This window comes from Pantoea sp. 22096 (assembly GCF_052045955.1).
Taxonomy (GTDB): Bacteria; Pseudomonadota; Gammaproteobacteria; order Enterobacterales; family Enterobacteriaceae; genus Pantoea; species Pantoea alfalfae.
The window spans coordinates 190,488-209,917 of record NZ_JBQEPW010000003.1 but is presented as its reverse complement, the minus strand read 5'-3'; the positions used below and the strand labels follow the sequence as shown (position 1 = coordinate 209,917).

General features: G+C 53.6%; 18 protein-coding genes. 14 read left to right on the top strand and 4 right to left on the bottom strand.

What is annotated here, in order from left to right; all coding sequences use genetic code 11:
• The first annotated feature begins 290 nt into the window (after window positions 1-290).
• The 4 genes from ACTJKZ_RS13670 (at window position 291) to ACTJKZ_RS13655 (ending at window position 3,672) form a co-directional block, all read left to right on the top strand.
• Window positions 291-1,256, top strand: coding sequence for a diguanylate cyclase domain-containing protein (locus tag ACTJKZ_RS13670; protein ID WP_440829721.1), 966 nt, complete (start codon window positions 291-293; stop codon window positions 1,254-1,256).
• A 749-nt stretch (window positions 1,257-2,005) separates the two neighbouring features.
• The gene (locus ACTJKZ_RS13665; RefSeq protein WP_004571242.1) at window positions 2,006-2,170 is read left to right on the top strand and encodes a general stress protein; all 165 of its coding nucleotides are present in this window, start codon (window positions 2,006-2,008) and stop codon (window positions 2,168-2,170) included.
• Window positions 2,171-2,672: 502 nt separating this feature from the next.
• Entirely contained in the window at window positions 2,673-3,155 is a 483-nt protein-coding gene (locus ACTJKZ_RS13660) for a YciE/YciF ferroxidase family protein (protein WP_150015696.1), read from the top strand.
• Window positions 3,156-3,165: 10 nt separating this feature from the next.
• Window positions 3,166-3,672 (top strand): ferritin-like domain-containing protein, encoded by a 507-nt coding sequence (locus ACTJKZ_RS13655; RefSeq protein ID WP_136196597.1) that lies wholly within the window; start codon window positions 3,166-3,168, stop codon window positions 3,670-3,672.
• 74 nt (window positions 3,673-3,746) lie between these two features.
• On the opposite strand, the gene treF is transcribed toward ACTJKZ_RS13655, so the two are convergent.
• The gene (gene treF, locus ACTJKZ_RS13650) at window positions 3,747-5,405 is read right to left on the bottom strand and encodes an alpha,alpha-trehalase TreF (RefSeq protein WP_161732733.1); all 1,659 of its coding nucleotides are present in this window, start codon (window positions 5,403-5,405) and stop codon (window positions 3,747-3,749) included.
• A 351-nt stretch (window positions 5,406-5,756) separates the two neighbouring features.
• Complete coding sequence (locus ACTJKZ_RS13645) at window positions 5,757-6,614, bottom strand: SDR family oxidoreductase (RefSeq protein ID WP_253420018.1); 858 nt, start codon at window positions 6,612-6,614, stop codon at window positions 5,757-5,759.
• A 98-nt stretch (window positions 6,615-6,712) separates the two neighbouring features.
• Here ACTJKZ_RS13645 and ACTJKZ_RS13640 point away from each other — a divergent pair, with 98 nt between their 5' ends.
• The 8 genes from ACTJKZ_RS13640 (at window position 6,713) to ACTJKZ_RS13605 (ending at window position 14,016) form a co-directional block, all read left to right on the top strand.
• Window positions 6,713-7,093, top strand: coding sequence for a winged helix-turn-helix transcriptional regulator (locus ACTJKZ_RS13640; RefSeq protein WP_033784031.1), 381 nt, complete (start codon window positions 6,713-6,715; stop codon window positions 7,091-7,093).
• A 777-nt stretch (window positions 7,094-7,870) separates the two neighbouring features.
• Entirely contained in the window at window positions 7,871-9,283 is a 1,413-nt protein-coding gene (locus ACTJKZ_RS13635) for a cytochrome ubiquinol oxidase subunit I (RefSeq protein WP_285087770.1), read from the top strand.
• 1 nt (window position 9,284) lies between these two features.
• Window positions 9,285-10,289 carry a cytochrome d ubiquinol oxidase subunit II gene (gene cydB, locus ACTJKZ_RS13630; RefSeq protein WP_013359001.1) on the top strand — a complete coding sequence of 335 codons (1,005 nt, stop codon included), beginning with the start codon at window positions 9,285-9,287 and terminating at the stop codon, window positions 10,287-10,289.
• 1 nt (window position 10,290) lies between these two features.
• A complete protein-coding gene (locus tag ACTJKZ_RS13625) occupies window positions 10,291-10,464 on the top strand; it encodes a DUF2474 domain-containing protein (RefSeq protein ID WP_253420012.1) in 174 nt (57 codons plus the stop codon).
• A 495-nt stretch (window positions 10,465-10,959) separates the two neighbouring features.
• Entirely contained in the window at window positions 10,960-11,829 is an 870-nt protein-coding gene (locus ACTJKZ_RS13620) for a helix-turn-helix domain-containing protein (RefSeq protein WP_161732679.1), read from the top strand.
• Between the two features lie 224 nt (window positions 11,830-12,053).
• A complete protein-coding gene (locus ACTJKZ_RS13615) occupies window positions 12,054-12,236 on the top strand; it encodes a hypothetical protein (protein ID WP_223811653.1) in 183 nt (60 codons plus the stop codon).
• A gap of 332 nt (window positions 12,237-12,568) precedes the next feature.
• Window positions 12,569-13,405, top strand: a complete 837-nt coding sequence (locus tag ACTJKZ_RS13610) for a siderophore-interacting protein (protein WP_440829720.1) — start codon at window positions 12,569-12,571, stop codon at window positions 13,403-13,405.
• A 71-nt stretch (window positions 13,406-13,476) separates the two neighbouring features.
• Window positions 13,477-14,016 carry a PadR family transcriptional regulator gene (locus ACTJKZ_RS13605; protein WP_222925000.1) on the top strand — a complete coding sequence of 180 codons (540 nt, stop codon included), beginning with the start codon at window positions 13,477-13,479 and terminating at the stop codon, window positions 14,014-14,016.
• On the opposite strand, the gene ACTJKZ_RS13600 is transcribed toward ACTJKZ_RS13605, so the two are convergent.
• Window positions 14,017-14,313 carry a SelT/SelW/SelH family protein gene (locus tag ACTJKZ_RS13600; RefSeq protein ID WP_161732673.1) on the bottom strand — a complete coding sequence of 99 codons (297 nt, stop codon included), beginning with the start codon at window positions 14,311-14,313 and terminating at the stop codon, window positions 14,017-14,019.
• Window positions 14,314-14,808: 495 nt separating this feature from the next.
• On the opposite strand from ACTJKZ_RS13600, the gene ACTJKZ_RS13595 reads away from it, so the two are divergent.
• A complete protein-coding gene (locus ACTJKZ_RS13595; RefSeq protein WP_161732671.1) occupies window positions 14,809-15,306 on the top strand; it encodes a CinA family protein in 498 nt (165 codons plus the stop codon).
• 30 nt (window positions 15,307-15,336) lie between these two features.
• On the opposite strand, the gene acuI is transcribed toward ACTJKZ_RS13595, so the two are convergent.
• Entirely contained in the window at window positions 15,337-16,320 is a 984-nt protein-coding gene (gene acuI, locus ACTJKZ_RS13590) for an acrylyl-CoA reductase (NADPH) (RefSeq protein ID WP_440829719.1), read from the bottom strand.
• 553 nt (window positions 16,321-16,873) lie between these two features.
• On the opposite strand from acuI, the gene ACTJKZ_RS13585 reads away from it, so the two are divergent.
• Window positions 16,874-19,027 (top strand): ornithine decarboxylase, encoded by a 2,154-nt coding sequence (locus tag ACTJKZ_RS13585; protein ID WP_161732667.1) that lies wholly within the window; start codon window positions 16,874-16,876, stop codon window positions 19,025-19,027.
• The last annotated feature ends 403 nt before the right edge of the window (window positions 19,028-19,430 follow it).

Sequence of the window (19,430 nt, the reverse complement as noted above, 5' to 3'; positions counted from 1 at the left end):
AGCGCCTTGCTGCGGTCAGTGGAATGTAATACCGATGTACTCACTACTGCCTGAAGATTCTGATTTTCACCGCTCTCCGGCCCATTGCTTGTCTCAATTCTACAACGATACAAACAGATTTCATGGCGAAATCAATTTGCCGCTTCGCCTCTGTGCTGCGTTGCCAGACTGGCACCGCCTGATATCCTGTCCAGCCTGCAATTGACCGTGGCTAATCGTGTTTTATAAGCCACCCTTTACAGAATCATCCTGACAGGCACAATACCCCTTTTTCCTCCTCTTACATGGTTATGTCAGAAGAAGCGCTGCGTCTGCAAATACAGAACCTGAAAAAGCACAATGCGCGTCTGAAGCGTATAGCGCATGATGCCCGCACCAAACTCAATGCGGCGCTGGATGGCACCGGACTGTTTCTGTGGCAGCTCGATATTCCCAGCGGCAAGCTGGTGATCTTTAACCGGCGCTGGGGCGCGATGCTCGGCTTCCAGCCAAAAGAGACCGACGCCAACTTCGAATCGTGGAAAGAGAGCCTGCATCCCGATGACGCCGCCGAGGTTTTGCGAGCGTTTAACGATCACATTGCCGGAAGAGCGCCTTACTACGAAGCGCTGCATCGCATGATTGCCAAAAATGGCAGTATCACGTGGGTGCTGGATCGCGGTCGGGTCAGTGAGTGGAACGCGCACGGCGAGCCGGTTAAAGTCATTGGCACTCACATCGACATGACCAAAGAGAAGCAATATGAAGAGCAGCTCGCCCTGCTGGCGCTGCACGATCCTCTTACGCTGCTCAACAATCGCCATGCTCTGCAAAATGATTTCTGTGAAATGAAAGCGCAGGGGCCGCTCTGCGTTGTTTTTATTGATCTGGATAATTTCAAAAACGTCAACGACACCCTGGGGCATCGCAGCGGTGATGAAGTGTTAATTCAGTTAAGTCAGCGATTGACTGATCTTTCCCCGGCAGAGGTGATCATCGGCCGGCTTGGCGGCGATGAATTCGTCCTGCTATTGCCGTTTGCACTAAGCGAGCCGCAGGTCAGACAGCTGGCGCATGCCTGCCTTGACGCGGTACTTACCCCTTTTGATTTGGCTAACGGGCAAGCGCACATAGGCGCGTCAGTAGGCGTGTCACAGGTTCGGGTAAAAGATGACTTTGATACCGCCCTGGCACGGGCAGATGAAGCCATGTACCGCATTAAGAAAAATGGCAAACGCGGTGTGGCCTTTGCGCCCGCTTTCCCGGATCCCTTCTGATACTGCTCTACTGGACCGGACAGCAGCCTGGCCTGCTGTTAGTACGTCATCTTATCTCTCGTCCCGGCTACCTTTAATCCATAATTTTGAGCCTTGCCTTTGGCGCGACGTGCGATAAAGCAGTAGTAACCGACAAAAAAAGGGTTTTCGTATTATTCTTAATTATGGTTTTTAGAAGCAAATTGCCTCGCTTTTTCCGCTTCGCTTACCTGGTATTACCACTCCAGAATCAGAAGTGTCATTTGAATTAAAACTCTCGTTAAAACAGCATAACTGATCATTTAATGATCAATTTCAGCTATTTTAAGCGGGTGGATTTAACTCTTTACGCTTCGCTTATTTATAACGTCATGAAAAACTAAATTAGTGTTATTTGCCGCTTCGCTTAGGGAATTTGATCGTTTGTTGATCATCTTCACTAACTGATATTGATGTGGTTTTCTCAGTACCGCTTCGGTTACTATTTTTTCAATTGGACATTTTTCGAAAATGATCGATTAATAGGGCGCGGCGATTTTTGTAAGCAATCTTTTTTACGCCGTATCCCTTTTTTAAATAGTACAGAGCGATAGTTGAAAGGCGTTACCAATCCGGATGAAGTTTGTACTGTCAATAAGGTGATGCTGTAACAGATTTTTATTTGTCTTTCTTGATCGGTCCGATTTTCTGTCTACATTTATGTTGCTGAATCGGCCTGATGAAGCATTAACTGTGCAAATTCTGATTTCAACTTCAAAGAGGAACACAGAATGACTCAATATCGCGGTGGGGCCGGAAATTTTGCGGCTGATAAGGAGCGTGCTGCGGAAGCAGGACGCAAGGGCGGTCAGAAAAGCGGCGGGAATTTTAAGAACGATCCCGAACGTGCCATTGAAGCCGGACGCAAGGGAGGTAAGGTAAGCCGCAGAAGCTAAACGCTTTTAAGGTCGCTGTAACAGCAGTTTAATGCGTTTGCCGGGCTGTGCAGATTCTCTTTTCATTAGCCTGCAAGATAATTACCTCCTGAATTATGTCGCTGATTTATCATCGGCACAGAGAGACACCGTTAATTAAACCGGTTGGGATTTCCCTGCCGGTTTTTTATTTTCTATCGTTTAAAGTTATACGAATTAATAAAGTCCTGTACAACTAAGTTTTAAATGGCGCTTTTTTCATGCACATAATCTGAAAAAATTTATGCAGCGATTTATTGCTTTGTACAAATTCAACCTGCCTGGCGAAGCCGGAGCCATAAAAAATTTATCCGCTAAATCACTGCTGTGAAAAGGAAAATGCATTTTATATGCTACTTCTGTCTTAAATTCAGGCTGATGAAACGTGCGATATTAAGAATCTCCACTAGACTTTTCAGGTGTCAACGACATGACTGGCGTTGCGTTATTATCGACGCAGCTTTTTAAACAATGAGGCTATCTTATGACAGTGAAAACGTTAAACGATCTGTTCATCCATGACCTATCCGATGTATACAGCGCTGAGAAACAGATAACCCGTGCATTGCCTAAAATGGCGCGCGCAGCCAGTGACGAAAACCTTATCGCTGCGTTCAATCAGCACCTGGAAGAGACCCGTGCTCAGATTGAACGACTTGATGAACTGGTGGAAGTAACACCTGAAGTCAAAATCAAAAGAATGAAATGCCATGCGCTCGAGGGTCTGGTTGAAGAGGCGCAGGAAATTATTGACTCGGTCGAGAAGGGCGAAATCCGCGATCAGGGGCTGATCGGTGCAGCGCAGAAAGTGGAGCACTATGAGATTGCGACTTACGGTACGTTGCATGCGCTGGCGCTGAAGCTGGGTTATACCAAAGCGGCAGAGCTGCTGGCCGCGACTCTGGATGAAGAGAAACAAACCGATGAGAAACTCACCTCGGTAGCCGAAGCTATTACTGTCTCTTAAGGAGTAACACATGACAGCGATCGAACACTATCATGACTGGCTGCGCGATGCGCATGCGATGGAAAAGCAGGCAGAAAGCATGCTGAGCAAGATGTCAGGCCGTCTTGAACACTATCCCGCGCTGGAACAGCGTCTGGCGCAACATCTGGAAGAGACTAAGCATCAGCTGACCCTGCTGGAACAACTGCTCGACAGCCACGGTATCGATCACTCTGTGATGAAAGATGCGATGGGTAAAATGGCGGCGACCGGCCAGGCGGTGGGCGGTATGTTTAACTCAGATGAAGTGGTGAAGGGTGCCATCAGTGGCTACGTTTTTGAGAATGCTGAGATCGCCAGCTACACCAGCCTGATCGCCGCGGCGGAGCAGGTAGGTGATACGCAGGGCGTTCGCATTCTCAACGAGATCCGCGATCAGGAAGTGGCCATGGCGGAGTGGCTGCTGCAGAACCTGCCTGACGTGACTCAGCAGTTCCTGCAACGTGCATCACAGCCGGGCACTGAAGCGAAGAAGTAACGCCTGACAGCCTGCATGAAAAAAGCCGGGAATTGCCCGGCTTTTTGCGTTTTGTGATTTGCAGGCTGCGACACTCAGTCAGCCATTAAATGCCCATACATCGTCATCAGCTTACGGGTAACGCCATTCGTCCAGCCAAAGCCATCCTGTAACGGATATTCACCGCCGCCGCCGGGGCGCGCGCGTTCTCCGCTGATGTCATACTTCTCGACCAGCTTGTGGTGCAGCTGATAGAAGTTATTCACCGTATTAAGCCAGTTTACCGCGACTTCACTTGCCAGCGTCTCTTCACCGTAATTATTCAGGCCAACAACGGCCATCCACTGCATCGGTGCCCAGCCGTTGGGACGATCCCACTGCTCACCGCTTTCCACCATTGAAGTCAGCAGGCCACCGTTGCTCAGCAGCAGATGACGCAGTGAGATTGCCTGCAGATGCGCCTGATGCGGCGTCGCCAGACCCACAAATAGCGGAACCACAGAGGCAACGGTAAAAGCACCGAAACGTTCACGACGCCAGTCGTAGTCGCGGAACACACCAGCGGTGCTATCCCAGAGGTAACGGGTGATAGCACGTTTCCGCGTTTCCGCTTTTTTCTGCCAGGCCAGCGCCGTCAGCTCTTCACCTTTGGCGTGCGACAGGGTGGCAATCATCAGCTCCAGCTTGTACAGGAACGCGTTCAGATCGATGGGGATAAACTGCGTTGTACGGATACTCGACAGCCGTTTCGGGTTACGCAGCCAGCGCGAGGAGTAATCCCAGCCCGACTCTGCACCAGCACGCAGGTCACGATAGACTTCGCTGGCCGGACGTCTGGATTCGCGCGCGGTTTCGACATCTTCCATCCACGACTCATCACGTGGCGTATCGCGGTCATCCCAGTAACGATTCAGCAGCGAGCCATTTGGCATCCGCACGACGTGACGATAAGCCTGGTTTGGCATCAGTGAGCCGGCACCATCCATCCAGAACTGGTACTCCTTCATCAGCTGTTCCTGATAGCGCTTAGCACCGCGCACGCCATCTTCTTCGAACAGCTCCACCATCAGGGCAAATACCGGCGGCTGGGAACGGCTGAGATAGTAAGTACGGTTGCCGTTTGGCACATGACCGTAGTTATCGATCAGCCAGGCAAAGTTATCCGCCATGTGACGCAGCAGGTCATCACGGCCCGACTCCGCCAGGCCCAGCATGGTGAAGTAGGAGTCCCAGTAGTAAGTTTCGCCAAAGCGTCCGCCCGGAACTACATAAGGTTTTGGTAACGGCAGCAGCGATGAGTGCGGCATATGCTGCTGTGGCATTTTGGTCAAAACTGGCCACAGGTCATCGATATGCTCATTGAGCGATTTATCCGGGTTGGAGACATAAAAACTTTCGTTTACGCCAGGCAGATAAAAGTGATCGGCAACAAAACGCGACAGGTCGAAATCACTGCTGCGTTTCTGTCGACGATAGCGCATCAGCACATCCAGCGGATCGTACTTAGGCGAACAGTCGGGGAAGGTTTTGCTGTCCTCGAAAATCCGCGACATCTGGACATGTTCAAACAGTTCCAGATAACGATCGGCAGGCGTGAGCGCATCCGGCGCCGGTAAGCCTTCAATCAGCTCCGGTTCCGGTTCAGAATCCTGCATGCGATCCAGTTTCAGTTCATGGGGATCGTATTGATACTCAACTTCCGCCCCGGCACGAACCTCTTCAAGTGCATTTTGTTGCTGGCGATGGGTATTAATAACGGCCTCCTGAGCGGTCGTGGTTGCACAAAGGACAAATTATAGACCTCTCATCCCAGGGAACAACAATGCAGAATATCTATGAACGTAATAAAAATTGTCGATTAATCGAGCTTTTTTAATAAATTCCAGTCAATTCAACCAAATATAGCGGTGTTCACAAAAAACGCATTTCAGATGAATCTCTTAGCGACCCGAATAAAAAAATTTAACCTGAAGAAAACTGGCGTTTATTCACATTTTGTAAAAGAAACCGCAGCTGCAAAGGGTGCAGAAAATGGCATACGCAACGGAAATCAGGGCAGGAGTGGGAAGTGAGCGGGCCAGGTTGCCCGCTCAGAGAAAGCTGGATTAATGGTTTGCCAATGCTGCGCGGATCACCGCCTGCCAGCTTGTGGTCGGGCGACCGATCAGTTTGCTCAGCTGACGCGAATCATCAAACAGACCCCCTTTTTCTGCACCAGCATCAGAATCTGCCAGCATCTCTGCCAGACCTTCTGGCAGGCCAGCGCCTTTCAGCGCGGCGGCAAAGTCAGCCTGAGACAGGTTGACGTAATCGACCTTCTCCCCACTCTGTGCGGCAATCTCCGCAGCAAACTGCGCCAGCGTGTAGCTGTCGTCGCCGGACAGCTCATAGACTTTGCCCGCCTGATCGTCACGGGTCATCACTTCAGCCGCCGCTTCAGCGTAATCCTGACGGGCAGCTGAGGCGATGCGGCCTTCACCCGCCGCGCCGATAAACGCATGATGCGCCAGCGCCGGAGGAATGCTGGCGGCATAGTTCTCGGTGTACCAGCCGTTGCGAAGCAGGGCAAACGGGATACCCGAGGCTTTCAGCAGCGCTTCAGTCGCGCGATGTTCAACACCTAAACCCAGCGGTGAGGTATCCGCATGCAGCAGACTGGTGTAGGCGATAAAGCCCACGCCTGCCGCCTTTGCAGCGTCGATGACAGCTTTATGCTGCGCCTCACGCTGGCCCACTTCACTGCCCGAGATCAGCAGCAGCTTATCCACGCCTGCAAAAGCGGCTTCCAGCGTCTCTGGCTGGCCATAATCGGCCTGGCGCACAATCACGCCCAGCGCAGCAAGATCGGCCGCTTTGGCGGGCGTACGCACAGCGGCAACAATTTCTGCCGCCGGCACTTTTTTCAGTAATGCATCGATAACGATTCGGCCCAGCTGGCCGGTGGCACCTGTAACTGCAATCATGGGATGACTCCTGTGGCTGTTGGTGAAATCCAGACTAAGATATAAACTAATTTTTAGTAAGTACTTACAGAATTGTTAGTTTGAGGTGTGCAGATTAAATGTCTGAAAAACTGAGTGAAAAATTTAGTCGTGGTGAACTGCTTAACGTTAACTGTCCGTCGCGCGACGTACTAAAACGGGTGACCAGCCGCTGGAGCGTACTGATCCTGCTGGCCCTGCAGGATCAGACGCTACGCTTCAGTGCATTGCGCCGTGCGGTCGGTGGCGTCAGCGAACGGATGCTGGCGCAGAATCTGCGCTATCTGGAGGAAGATGGCTTCGTGCAGCGCATCGCTTACGATGTTGTGCCGCCGCACGTAGAGTATCGTCTGACCCCGCTTGGCCGTGAAGTCAGTGAACAGGTGGTGGGGCTGGCGGACTGGCTGGAGCTGAATCTGAGCCGGATTCTGGCACAGCGTGAAAAATCTGCAGCTGAGTAAAATTCTCAGCCTGTCAGCTATCTCGTCGTGAAGGGGGGATGCTGGCAGAAGATTTCTGATCTGCTCTTCTCTTACTTCACTCCCTGAAACCGGAATAACGTAACGGCAGCGAAAATAACCCCAGCGGTTTTTACGCCTCTTTGCTGGTTATTAAATCATTTTATCAAGCTCAGGCCCGGAATAACTGACTGCTTCGTACGTGCTGTTAATTCATAACGGCTTTTTGACCCATTTTATTAACATCTCTGGTGGCGCTTAACTGCGCTGCTCTGGCTATTTTTCGCCAGGATCCAGGTCTGGATTAACCCGGGTAAAGCAAAAAATTAAACAAAGCGGTTCAGATAACTATTTACTAATGTAACTCTTTAAGAAATAAGGTTATTTAAATTATTTACTCTCAATTTTGACCTTTTTTAAAACCGGATTTATAAAAAAATAGCTTCTGAAAACAGCCGGTTGAAGGCTTTTTTTAGTCAGGTATTGCTTTGCCGACGTGAAATTTTAAAGTGACAAATACCGTAACATTAACGACACATAAATACGCTCTGATTAACCTTTAAGCCTTATTTTTAAATAAGTAATTCCCGCTAAAAACAATGATCAAAATCAACAAAGACTGTTATAGTTTTCATTAACCCCACTGTTTCTGTTTCCTCGTCGCGGATAGTTCTAAATTTGCGGCGGGAATTTCAATAAGCGCAGAGAAGTCAGCGCATCAGGCTTAAGTTGTTAATAATAAGTAAATACATGGTGTTCTATGTGGCAAAGAGGTAAGCAATGTTCGGATTAGATGCCTTTCATCTGGCCAGGATTCAGTTCGCATTTACTGTTTCCTTCCATATTATCTTTCCCGCCATCACCATCGGTCTCGCCAGCTTCCTGGCTGTACTCGAAGGTATGTGGCTCAAAACCCGCGATCAAACCTATCGCGATCTCTACCATTTCTGGTCCAAAATCTTTGCCGTTAACTTCGGTATGGGTGTGGTATCAGGGCTGGTAATGGCTTATCAGTTCGGTACGAACTGGAGCGGCTTCTCAGAGTTTGCCGGCAGTATCACCGGCCCGCTGCTCACCTATGAAGTGCTGACGGCGTTCTTCCTGGAAGCGGGCTTCCTGGGCGTGATGCTGTTTGGCTGGAATCGCGTAGGTCCGGGTCTGCACTTCTTTGCCACCTGCATGGTCGCCCTGGGGACACTGATTTCGACCTTCTGGATCCTGGCCTCTAACAGCTGGATGCATACGCCGCAGGGCTACATCATTCAGAATGGCATCGTGGTTCCGCAGGATTGGTTCAAAATCGTCTTTAACCCCTCTTTCCCTTACCGGTTGTTCCATATGTCGGTGGCGGCGTTCCTGGCGAGTGCCTTCTTTGTTGGGGCGTCGGCGGCCTGGCATCTGCTGAAGGGCAACAATAACCCTGCCATCCGCAGGATGTTCTCCATGGCGTTGTGGATGGCGCTGATCGTCGCGCCGATTCAGGCAATGATTGGTGATGCTCACGGTCTGAACACACTGGAGCATCAGCCTGCCAAGATCGCGGCAATTGAAGGACACTGGGAAAACCCGCCGGGTGAAGCCACACCGCTGATTCTGTTTGGTATTCCCGACATGGAGCAGGAGCGCACCAAATATGCGCTGGAAGTGCCTTATCTCGGCAGTCTGATTCTGACGCATAGTCTGGACAAGCAGGTTCCGGCGCTGAAGTCGTTCCCGAAAGAGGATCGACCTAATTCAACGGTGATTTTCTGGTCCTTCCGCGTGATGGTGGCGCTGGGCCTGCTGATGATCACGCTCGGCGTGGTCAGCCTGTGGCTGCGTTTTAAAGGGCGTCTTTATGAGTCGCGTCCGTTCCTGTGGTTTGCGCTGCTGATGGGACCATCGGGTCTGATTGCGATTCTGGCTGGCTGGTTTACTACTGAAATCGGTCGTCAGCCGTGGGTGGTTTATGGCGTTCAGCGTACCATCGATGCGGTCTCGGCACATGGCGATATGCACATGAGCATCAGCCTGCTGGCCTTTATTCTGGTCTATAGCTCGGTGTTTGGCGTGGGGTATCACTACATGATGCGTCTGATTAAGCAGGGACCGGTTGTCGGCGAAGGTCATACCACCGAAGAGGGTGGACCGGGTCAGAAGAAAACGCCAGCGCGTCCACTTTCCGCTGCCACCTTTAAGGATGGAGACCACTAAGATGATCGATTTTTCCGTTATCTGGTTTGTGATTATCGTCTTCGCAACCCTGATGTATATCGTAATGGATGGTTTCGACCTGGGCATTGGTCTGCTGTTCCCGTTCAATAAAGATGCTGGCGAGCGCGACATGATGGTTAATACCGTCGCGCCGGTCTGGGATGGTAATGAGACCTGGCTGGTGCTGGGAGGCGCAGGCCTGTTCGGTGCGTTCCCGCTGGCCTATGCAGTCATCGCCGATGCACTGTCGATTCCGCTGACCGCCATGCTGATTGGTTTGATTTTCCGCGGCGTTGCCTTCGAGTTCCGCTTTAAAGCGGTGGAAGGCCATCGTGCATTCTGGGACAAGTCGTTTATTGCCGGTTCGATTATCGCCACCTTCAGTCAGGGTGTGGCGGTCGGTGCATTGCTGGATGGCATTCCTGTTGAGGGGCGCCGCTTTGCCGGTTCCGCAATGGACTGGCTGGCACCGTTCCCGCTGTTCTGCGGTGTGGGTCTGGTGGTGGCCTATGCGCTGCTGGGCTGTACCTGGCTCATCATGAAGACCGAGAATGAACTACACCGTAAGATGTCTGCGCTGGCGACGCCGCTGGTGATTGCGCTATTAGTGATTATTGGCATCGTCAGCCTGTGGACGCCGTTTGCGCATGCCGACATTTCTCATCGCTGGTTCAGCACGCCAAATCTGTTCCTGTTCCTGCCGGTTCCGGTGCTGGTGCTGCTCTGCTCGTGGGGCATTATTCGCGCCATCAAACGCGAGGCACACTATTCACCGTTCCTGCTGACGCTGGCGCTAATCTTCCTGGGCTTCTCTGGACTGGGCATCAGTATCTGGCCAAACATTATTCCGCCATCCGTGACCATCTGGGCCGCTGCGGCACCTCCGCAGAGTCAGGCCTTTATGCTGGTGGGTAGCCTGCTGATTATCCCGATGATCCTGGGCTATACCTTCTGGAGCTACTACGTATTCCGTGGAAAAATCAAAGCAGACGCAGGATATCATTGATATGAAAAGCCTTAGCAGCATGAAAGACCACAACCACAACGCAGAGATGAAAGCACCGTGGTGGAAGCGGGTGATGTGGCTGGTGTTTATCTACGCCGCCAGCGTGCTGGCGCTGGGTGTTGTCGCCTCGCTGTTCCGGATGATGATGACTGCGGCGGGTATGCGTAGTCATTAGTTGTCGCAGGCATGAGTCAGGCTGATGCGGATCTATATTCAGGCAGCTGACAAAGCTCATTCCGGGTGATGCTGGCAGCAACGACTAAGCCCAACGCGCAGGTAACACGGGCAGAAGAGGAAAGCGTCCCGCGCCAGGGACAAAAACGCCAGGCGTTTTTGTACAACGCAACGCGTTGGCCCGTTTACGGGCGCACCTCAGGGATGAGGTGCGTAATCGCGCGGGCCAGGCGTGTCAGGGATGACGGGTTTTGCGACTTTCCGATCTGACCGTGTTCCCTTCGCAGGCTCCGTCTTGCCGCTATCCGGCGCAGTTTTTATCAATAATCAGAAGGCTGACGTAAGCCAGCCTTTTTTAGTTAGTAACCTAAGCAATTAATGCGGAAACGCCCTGAACGGGCGCGCAATGCTTACCCATTCCTTACACCGATTTGCGATTTTTGTTATCCTTTTGTAACTGAAATTCCAGTCCTAACCCGCGTCGTAAATCGCCATCATGCTTAGTCAGGCCATTAAAAAACAGCACATCAACGATCTGGTCGAGTGGATAGAAGCCAACCTCACCGACGATCTCAATATCGATCAAATCACCCTGAAATCAGGTTATTCCAAATGGCACATGCAGCGCATGTTCAAGGAGATGACCGGACAGACGCTGGCGGCGTATACCCGCAAACGGCGTCTGACGATGGCGGCCATGGCGCTGCGTCTGACGCGTATGACGCTGATCGATATCGCCGTACGTTTTGGCTTTGATAATCAGCAAAACTTCACGAGGGTGTTCAAAGGCCACTTTGCACTGACGCCTGGCGCGTTTCGCCGTATTCCTCATTTGCCGGTTAAAAACTTCCATGGGCGCATTCTGGTGCGCTCGCTGGCAGAGCGTGCGACGCTGGTGGAACGTGAGGAAGAACTGCACCTGTGCGGAGAGACACTGGAGTGGGAGTGCAGGTTTGGTGAGTATATTGCCGACCACGACCACCGTGTGGCAGAGCAGGCACGGCATCTGGTCGCGCTGGCGGGCAGCCATACGACGCACGGCTGGTTAGGTTTTCAGTATGGTCCCGGCCATAGCTCTGCTGACCAGCAGAATATCAGCCTGTTTCAGGCGCTGGCACCACAACATGCCGGGCTGCTGGGTGACAATACCGCCAGCTGGAGCGAGGTGTGTGGCCTTTATGCGTCGATCCGCTGGAGCGGCAGGCCGGAGCAGCTGACGCGCTTTATTGAGGATATCTACTATCAGCATCTGCCCATGCTGGGCGTGTCACGCCGTCCGGGCAAAGACCTGCTGCGTCTTGATTTTGCGCACTGTAAGCCCGACTGGCTCAGCGGTGTTTTTTCTATTCCGGTGATGCAAGCGTAGCCGGCAGGGCAGGGGCGATCGCTTCTGCCAATGCATCTTTCGTGCGATAAACCGTGACAAACCGCACGATTTTATAAAATAAGTCGCTATTCTGGCGTAAAATCCTCCCCCGAAACCCTGCCATATCTGAATCATCGTACTTCTGTGGCAGGGCTGGAACATTCATCTGCATTTCAGGCCTTTTCTGGCCAAAACGACAATCGAAGACAACTATGCGACGCTTAATGATTTCCCTGATCCTGGCATTGCCTGCAATGGCGATGGCGCAGCAGGCTGAGCCTTTCTCACCGCCTGCCGGACTGCATCCACACTCTCAGGTCACCCAGCATGAAATCCTGGGTGATGGTGAACTGCCGGATCACACCAGCAGTAATGCCTCCCTTTCCGGATTCAACGACACGCTGTAAGTGTTGATGTGCTGCCAGAACCGGCGGCGCGAGATGATGCCCGGCTCGTCAGGAGCCGGACAGCTTCCGCCTGATTGACCTGCTCACACTCTGCACCTGCGGCTTCCTCTCTGAGGCCCACTCGCCTGCATCTGAAACACTCTTTACCTGCATGCTGCATCTCTGATGCTTCTCTCTCATGCCACTTTCCGTCCGTATTACTTCTCTTACGACGCTGTTTAAAATATATCTTAAGTCGCAGAATCGCATTTTTCGTTCTTGTGCCGAAGATATATCATAGCTAATCTTGTGGCTTCAGATGAGAATGATTGTTATTCCATTGTTGTTTAATCATGGCGGGTATGCCCCTGACTATCGGGCATAGACCCTGTTTCAGGAGAGAGATTTTGACTACAACAGCCGAAAAGCGAACGCCGCAGCGCGTCCGCAATGAACTGCGTTTTCGCCATATCCAGGTCGAGAGTAAAACGCATATTGCCGGGAAATTCTGGCGCATCCGGTTCAGCGGCAGCGATCTGGCAGGCTTTACGTCGCCAGGCTTTGATGACCACATCAAGGTGTTTTTCCCTTCTGCTAAAAGTGAAACTCTGGCTCTGCCACAGATTACCGACGCAGGCATTGTCTGGCCTGAAGGTTTACGTCCGCAGGCGCGTGATTACACGCCGCTGGAATTCGATGGTGAGTCTTCACTGACCCTCGACTTCTATATTCATCAGCAGGGCGTAGCCAGTGACTGGGCCGCGCAGGCGCAGGTAGGCGATCAACTGATTGTTGGTGGACCACGCGGCTCGCTGGTAGTGCCGACCGACTACGCATTCCAGCTTTACGTCTGCGACGAAACCGGGCTGCCCGCTTTTGCCCGCCGTCAGCGTGACGCCCGCGCCCAGTCGCTGCATCTCTATGCCTTTACCGATGAGGCGACCGGTCGCGACTATTTATCGGATATGGCAGGCGTAACGGCAAACTGGCTTAGCAGCGGTCAGATGCAGAAAGCGCAGCTCAGCCAGCTGATTACCCGGCTTGATCAAATCGCTATTCCGACGGAGGATTACTTTATCTGGCTGACCGGCGAGGGGGAGTTTGTTAAAGCGCTGTCTGACTACTTTACATCGCAGCGTGGTCTCGACAGCGACTTCGTGCGGGCGGTGGCCTACTGGCATCAGAAGTAAGCCGCGCTGGCAATTGAGTTTTGCCAGATGGCGGACTACCATCACTCTCCTTTTTTTCAGCAGGGCAGGTCATGAAACAGCATCCGACTTCTACTTCATCTGACGAACAGACTTCGCGCGCAGGCGGCTGCAGCGGACGACGTAAACGACGTGAAAAGATGCTGGAAGCGGGTGAGATACGCCTGCTGATGCTCCATTTCCTGGCGCAGAATGCGGCGCACGGCTATGAACTGATCAAGTCCGTTGAGGAGCTGTCAAAGGGAGAGTATTCGCCCAGTCCGGGGATCATCTATCCCAACCTGACGCTGCTGGAAGAGATGGAGGCGATTCAGGTGGTGGATGCGCAGGCAGCGCGTAAAGCCTACCGACTGACGGCGGCTGGTGAGGCGCAGCTGGCGGATAATCGCGAAACGGTAGCCAGCCTGATTACGCGTCTCTCTACGCTGGCAATCGTTGTCAATAACCGCAGCATTCCTGCTGTGGAGCAGGCAATTCACGGGCTGAAGGTGGCTCTGAATCAACGACTGGCGCAGGAAGATATTTCAGAAGCCGCGCTGCAGACGCTGATTAGGGCGCTGCACGACGCGGCTGATAAAATCACCCACAGTTAATCAGCTGATTTCACCTTTATTCTTGTCGATGTGACCCAGGGTACGATCCGGGAAACAGATGTCGCGCACGCGCTGTTTCAGGGTAGTCGCATCCGGGAAACCACCGTCCCGCTTACGTTCCCATAGCAGATGACCATCCAGCGTAATCTCAAAAATACCGCCGGTGCCCGGTTTCAGCGTCACCTCCGCCAAATCCTCAGCGAAGGTATGCAACAGTTCCTGTGCCATCCACGCTGACCGCATCAGCCAGTTGCATTGCATACAGTAGTGAATAACAACCACAGGTTTTTGCGCCATAACTCTCTTCCTTTACGTATTGATAAATGCAGATGCATTCGGGTTAACAATTTGAGCGCTGTGGTTATTGATGAATTCATAAAGCTGTTGAATCCCATTCTTAAGTGCAATAGATGGGATAAGAGCCTCGCTTGATCAGCCTGCTGTTTTGTTTTTTTACGGCTTTTATGCAGAACTGTTTTTGTGATGCCAGCGAGCAAGCGAGTGAATACTAACAACTAATCAGGTGATTCGCTCCTGTGTCACTACGTTTTAGGAGATTGACTAAACGGCATCAGCTTCAACAGACGTTACCCGGCACACTCACAGATTCGTAAAATGCTGACTTACTGCTCTCAGTCTCTGTTGCTGAGGGGGAAACAGGCTACGTGTAAACCGCCCGATATTGTGCTGTGTATTCTGGCCGTTTCGCTTTAAAAACATTGCTTTGCGTGTTTTTAATCACTGGTTTTGCGCTATACCTGGTGTTCAGGACAGAAGATTCAGGAGACCATAATGGCAAAATCATTAGATCAAACCGCTGAGCAACTGGGTAACATTTTACTCTCCTCCGGACTTCATCTGACGACCGCCGAATCCTGTACCGCCGGGCTGATCAGCATGACGCTGGCCGCGGTGGAAAGCAGCGGCGACTTCTATACCAGCGGCTTCGTCACCTACAGCGAAAATGCCAAAATCCGTTTGCTGGGCGTGCATCCTGATACGCTGAAACAGCACACGGCGGTGAGCGAGCAGACGGCACGTGAAATGGTACAGGGAGCCTGCGCCCGCTCTGGTGAACCGGTGGGGTTATCGATTACCGGCTATGCCGGACCCGATGGTGGCGAAGATGGCACGCCAGCAGGCACTATCTGGTTTGGCTGGGTATTGCCCGACGGCAGGGACGATGCGGAGTGTCATCAGTTCAGCGGCGATCCGAAGTCCGTGATGGAGCAGGGCACGCAGTTCGCGCTGGAAGGGTTAATCAAACGACTGCAGCGAACCAGTCGATAAAGGCGCGCGATACGCGCCTTTAAACGCGGGTTAGCGACAGTCGACAATCAGACGACCCTGTACGCGGCCATCCAGCAATGCCTGCGCACCTTCTCTGGCTTCACTCAGCGGGATCACCCGGCTCAGTTTGCTGAGCCGATCGCTATCCAGCAGCTCACCGAGCCGCTGCCATGCCTGCTGACGAAGCGGCTTCGGACACATCACGCTGTCGACACCCGCCAGCGTGATGCCACGCAAAATAAAAGGTGCGACGCTGGCGGGCAGGTCGAGTCCCTGCGCCATACCGCAGGCAGCCACCACGCCGTCACGCTGAATGCCGGCCAGCACGTTCGCCAGAGTGTGACTGCCGACGCTGTCTATCGCGGCGGCCCAGCGCTCTTTTGCCAGCGGCTTGCCGGGATGAGAAAGCTCTTCGCGGTTAATCACCGATGCCGCGCCCAGTGTATCGATAAGATACGCATGGTCGCTGGCGCGCCCGCTGGAGGCGATCACCTGATAACCCAGACGCGCCAGCAGGCTGACGCTGTAGCTGCCGACGCCGCCACTGGCACCGGTCACCAGCACGGGTCCGTGTCCGGGCGTGATGCCCTGTTTTTCCAGCGCCATGACGCAGAGCATAGCGGTCAGCCCTGCTGTGCCGATGGCCATGGTCTGCAGCGGGCTAAGAGAGGCGGGCACGCGCACCAGCCAGTCGCCGCTGACGCTGGCTTTCTGCGCCAGGCCGCCCCACTGTTTTTCGCCTGCGCCCCAGCCCGTCAGCAGCGCCACATCATCCTCTTTCCAGTCGGGATGACGGCTGGCCGTCACGCGGCCGACAAAATCGATACCTGGCACCATCGGAAACTGGCGCACAATCGGGCCTTTGTTGCAGATAGCCAGGGCATCTTTATAGTTCAGGGATGAGTAGCTGACGTCGAGCGTGACATCGTGGTCTGGCAGTTGGGATTCGGGGAGATCTTTCAGCAGAGAACGGTAACCTTGTTCGTCATTTTCAATGACCAGTGCCTTGAACATGCAGCCTCCGGCAGAGTGGGAATGAGAGGATCAGTTTACGCCTGGCTGCGGTAATGCGGTAGGGCAATGGCCGAGTCTGCGGATGAAGGCCACTGCAGGAGCGCAAAATTGCGCAGCATGACGTTTGCATAAATCTGCATATAATTCATATAATTAGTCGTATTATGAATTTCTTATAATAAATAGACTATAAAAATCATGTTGTTATCTTTTTATTACATGACTGAATAATTCCCTGGGTCGGGTTGTTCGTGCATAAAAAAGATGACATTATGACCGCCACGTTTTGGCCCTGCTTGTTCACCACAGAGGACGTCGCCATGTCCGGTTCACCGCGCACTTGCCCGGATTACCGTTCGCTTTTTCCGGCGCTCACCGGGTTTTCCTCTTTCCCAAACTCTCCATTATTCACCATGCGGTGAGGCCAGCCAGGCAGCGGCTGTGGATCTGCTCGCCACACTGCAATATGCCTTCTGACGATCAATTATTCGCCGGGGCGCTGTCCCCATAATTGTGCTTCTGGCACGCCCTCCCTGACGTTAGGGATCCTGTTATGACTCCACTGAAAATTGCTGCCAGCGCTGCTGTCGCACCCAGCCTGACCCTGAACACCGCGCGTGACGTAGTGACGCTGGACAATACCGACTTTACGGATGTGGCGGCGGTCGTCGTCTCGCTGGCGGATACCCGCAGCGGTGTGCTGGCGCTGCTGCGTCACACCGGTTTTAATCTGCCGGTGTTTGTCGCGAATGCGTTTGAAGAAGAGGTGATGCACCTGCCTGGCGTTAGCGGTGAGCTGAATGGCGAGCCGCAGGAGTGGCTTGCGCTGGAAGCCGCTGCGCAGGCGTATGAAGCGGCGCTGCTGCCACCCTTTTTCGAGACGCTGACCCGCTATGTCGATATGCAGAACAGCACCTTTGCCTGCCCCGGACATCAGGGTGGGGCATTCTTTAAAAAGCATCCGGCGGGCAAACAGTTTTATGACTTCTATGGCGAGAATGTTTTCCGCTCTGACATGTGCAACGCCGACGTCAAACTGGGCGACCTGCTGATCCACGAAGGTTCGGCTAAAGATGCACAGAAGTATGCGGCAAAGGTGTTTAACGCCGATAAAACCTACTTTGTGCTCAACGGCACCTCAAGCGCTAATAAAGTAGTGACCAATGCGCTGCTGACCCGCGGTGATCTGGTGCTGTTTGACCGTAACAATCACAAGTCGAACCATCATGGCGCGCTGATTCAGGCGGGCGCGACCCCGGTCTATCTTGAAGCAGCACGTAACCCGTTCGGCTTTATTGGCGGCATTGACGCGCACTGCTTTGATGAGGCTTATCTGCGCGAGCAGATCGCGGTCGTCGCCCCCCAGCGTGCAGAAGAGGCGCGGCCTTTCCGTCTGGCGATTATCCAGCTCGGCACCTACGATGGCACGGTCTACAACGCCCGCCAGGTGGTGGATCGCATCGGTCATCTGTGTGATTACATCCTGTTTGATTCCGCGTGGCTCGGCTATGAGCAGTTCATTCCGCTGATGGAAGGCTGTTCGCCGCTGACCCTGGAGCTGAATGAAAACGATCCTGGCATCTTTGTCACGCAGTCCGTACATAAGCAGCTGGCCGGTTTTTCGCAGACCTCGCAGATTCATAAAAAAGATAACCACATTCGCGGACAGCGGCGCTTCTGCCCGCATAAGCGACTGAATAACGCCTTTATGCTGCATGCTTCAACCAGTCCGTTTTATCCGCTGTTTGCCGCGCTGGATATCAACGCCAGAATGCATCAGGGCGAAGCGGGACGTCGCATGTGGGATGAGTGCGTCACGCTGGGTATTGAGGCGCGTAAAGCGATCCTGGAACGCTGCGAAATGATCCTGCCGTTTGTGCCGGAGATCGTTGATGGACAGCGCTGGCAGGATGCGCCCACGCAAACGATCGCCCGCGATCTGCGCTACTTCAGCTTTGAACCGCAGGCGAAGTGGCACGGTTTTGCGGGTTACGCGCGCGATCAGTACCGGGTCGATCCCTGCAAGCTGCTGCTGACCACGGCAGGGATCGATGCGGCCAGCGGGGAATACAGTGATTTTGGGATCCCGGCCACCATTCTGGCCAACTACCTGCGTGAAAACGGCATCGTGCCGGAGAAGTGCGATCTCAACTCGATCCTGTTCCTGCTGACCCCGGCTGAGAGCCCGGAGAAGATGACGAATCTGGTGGCGATGCTGGCGCAGTTTGAGCAGCACGTTAAAGAGGATGCGCCGCTGGCCGAAGTGCTGCCGACGATTTACCGCAAAAACGCGCAACGTTATGCCGGCTATACCCTGCGTCGCCTCTGTCAGGAGATGCACGACCTTTACGTCAGTCATAACGTGAAGGATCTACAGCGCCTGATGTTCCGCGCCGCGGAGTTCCCGCCGGTCAGCGTGAATCCGCAGGATGCACATCAGGCTTATATTCGCGGCGAAGTGGAGCTGGTGCCTATCGCCGAGGCCGCAGGCCGGGTCGCTGCGGAAGGCGCGCTGCCTTATCCACCGGGCGTGCTGTGCGTCGTGCCGGGAGAAGTCTGGGGCGGCGCGGTGCAGCGTTACTTCCTGGCGCTAGAGGAGGGGCTGAATCTGCTGCCCGGCTTCTCCCCGGAGCTGCAGGGTGTTTACACCGAAGAGGATGAGCATGGACGTAAGTATCTGGTGGCCAATATGATGGTGGGGCGCTGATCTGAGGGCGTTTTCGCCTGGCGGCGGGGCACGCTTTGCAGCGGGCTGGCTATGAGAAGATTTCGCCCGCCAGGCGAGGGGGAGTTTCAGGTTGTCCGTGCAGGCGGACGCGTCAAGGGGCGGACGCCCGCCCCTTAACAATCCCGGCGTCCGGCTGCCTGCGCGCCCCGCTTTGCGGGGTGCCTTCGTCACGCCCTGCGGCCGACGGACCGTCCGGACGCGCCATCCCTGGCGCGAACCGTCCTTTCGCCGACGTCCTGTCGGCTCATCCTCGCCTCCGGTTGTTCCTCAGCGCTTCGGATGCCTCTCACCAACCCCCGCCTGTGATTTCTTTGTGTTAACTGTGGTGCTGTGTTGTCTGCTGGACTTAAAGCCACAGTCAAAGTCAAAGCCAGTCCCAAAA

What these genes read in the sequence shown, in the direction of transcription:
- ACTJKZ_RS13670 (WP_440829721.1), top strand. Translation starts at nt 291, where the DNA reads ATGTCAGAAGAAGCGCTGCGTCTGCAAATACAGAACCTGAAAAAGCAC.
- ACTJKZ_RS13665 (WP_004571242.1), top strand. Translation starts at nt 2,006, where the DNA reads ATGACTCAATATCGCGGTGGGGCCGGAAATTTTGCGGCTGATAAGGAG.
- ACTJKZ_RS13660 (WP_150015696.1), top strand. Translation starts at nt 2,673, where the DNA reads ATGACAGTGAAAACGTTAAACGATCTGTTCATCCATGACCTATCCGAT.
- ACTJKZ_RS13655 (WP_136196597.1), top strand. Translation starts at nt 3,166, where the DNA reads ATGACAGCGATCGAACACTATCATGACTGGCTGCGCGATGCGCATGCG.
- ACTJKZ_RS13645 (WP_253420018.1), bottom strand. Translation starts at nt 6,614, where the DNA reads ATGATTGCAGTTACAGGTGCCACCGGCCAGCTGGGCCGAATCGTTATC.
- ACTJKZ_RS13640 (WP_033784031.1), top strand. Translation starts at nt 6,713, where the DNA reads ATGTCTGAAAAACTGAGTGAAAAATTTAGTCGTGGTGAACTGCTTAAC.
- ACTJKZ_RS13635 (WP_285087770.1), top strand. Translation starts at nt 7,871, where the DNA reads ATGTTCGGATTAGATGCCTTTCATCTGGCCAGGATTCAGTTCGCATTT.
- cydB (WP_013359001.1), top strand. Translation starts at nt 9,285, where the DNA reads ATGATCGATTTTTCCGTTATCTGGTTTGTGATTATCGTCTTCGCAACC.
- ACTJKZ_RS13625 (WP_253420012.1), top strand. Translation starts at nt 10,291, where the DNA reads ATGAAAAGCCTTAGCAGCATGAAAGACCACAACCACAACGCAGAGATG.
- ACTJKZ_RS13620 (WP_161732679.1), top strand. Translation starts at nt 10,960, where the DNA reads ATGCTTAGTCAGGCCATTAAAAAACAGCACATCAACGATCTGGTCGAG.
- ACTJKZ_RS13615 (WP_223811653.1), top strand. Translation starts at nt 12,054, where the DNA reads ATGATTTCCCTGATCCTGGCATTGCCTGCAATGGCGATGGCGCAGCAG.
- ACTJKZ_RS13610 (WP_440829720.1), top strand. Translation starts at nt 12,569, where the DNA reads ATGGCGGGTATGCCCCTGACTATCGGGCATAGACCCTGTTTCAGGAGA.
- ACTJKZ_RS13605 (WP_222925000.1), top strand. Translation starts at nt 13,477, where the DNA reads ATGAAACAGCATCCGACTTCTACTTCATCTGACGAACAGACTTCGCGC.
- ACTJKZ_RS13600 (WP_161732673.1), bottom strand. Translation starts at nt 14,313, where the DNA reads ATGGCGCAAAAACCTGTGGTTGTTATTCACTACTGTATGCAATGCAAC.
- ACTJKZ_RS13595 (WP_161732671.1), top strand. Translation starts at nt 14,809, where the DNA reads ATGGCAAAATCATTAGATCAAACCGCTGAGCAACTGGGTAACATTTTA.
- acuI (WP_440829719.1), bottom strand. Translation starts at nt 16,320, where the DNA reads ATGTTCAAGGCACTGGTCATTGAAAATGACGAACAAGGTTACCGTTCT.
- ACTJKZ_RS13585 (WP_161732667.1), top strand. Translation starts at nt 16,874, where the DNA reads ATGACTCCACTGAAAATTGCTGCCAGCGCTGCTGTCGCACCCAGCCTG.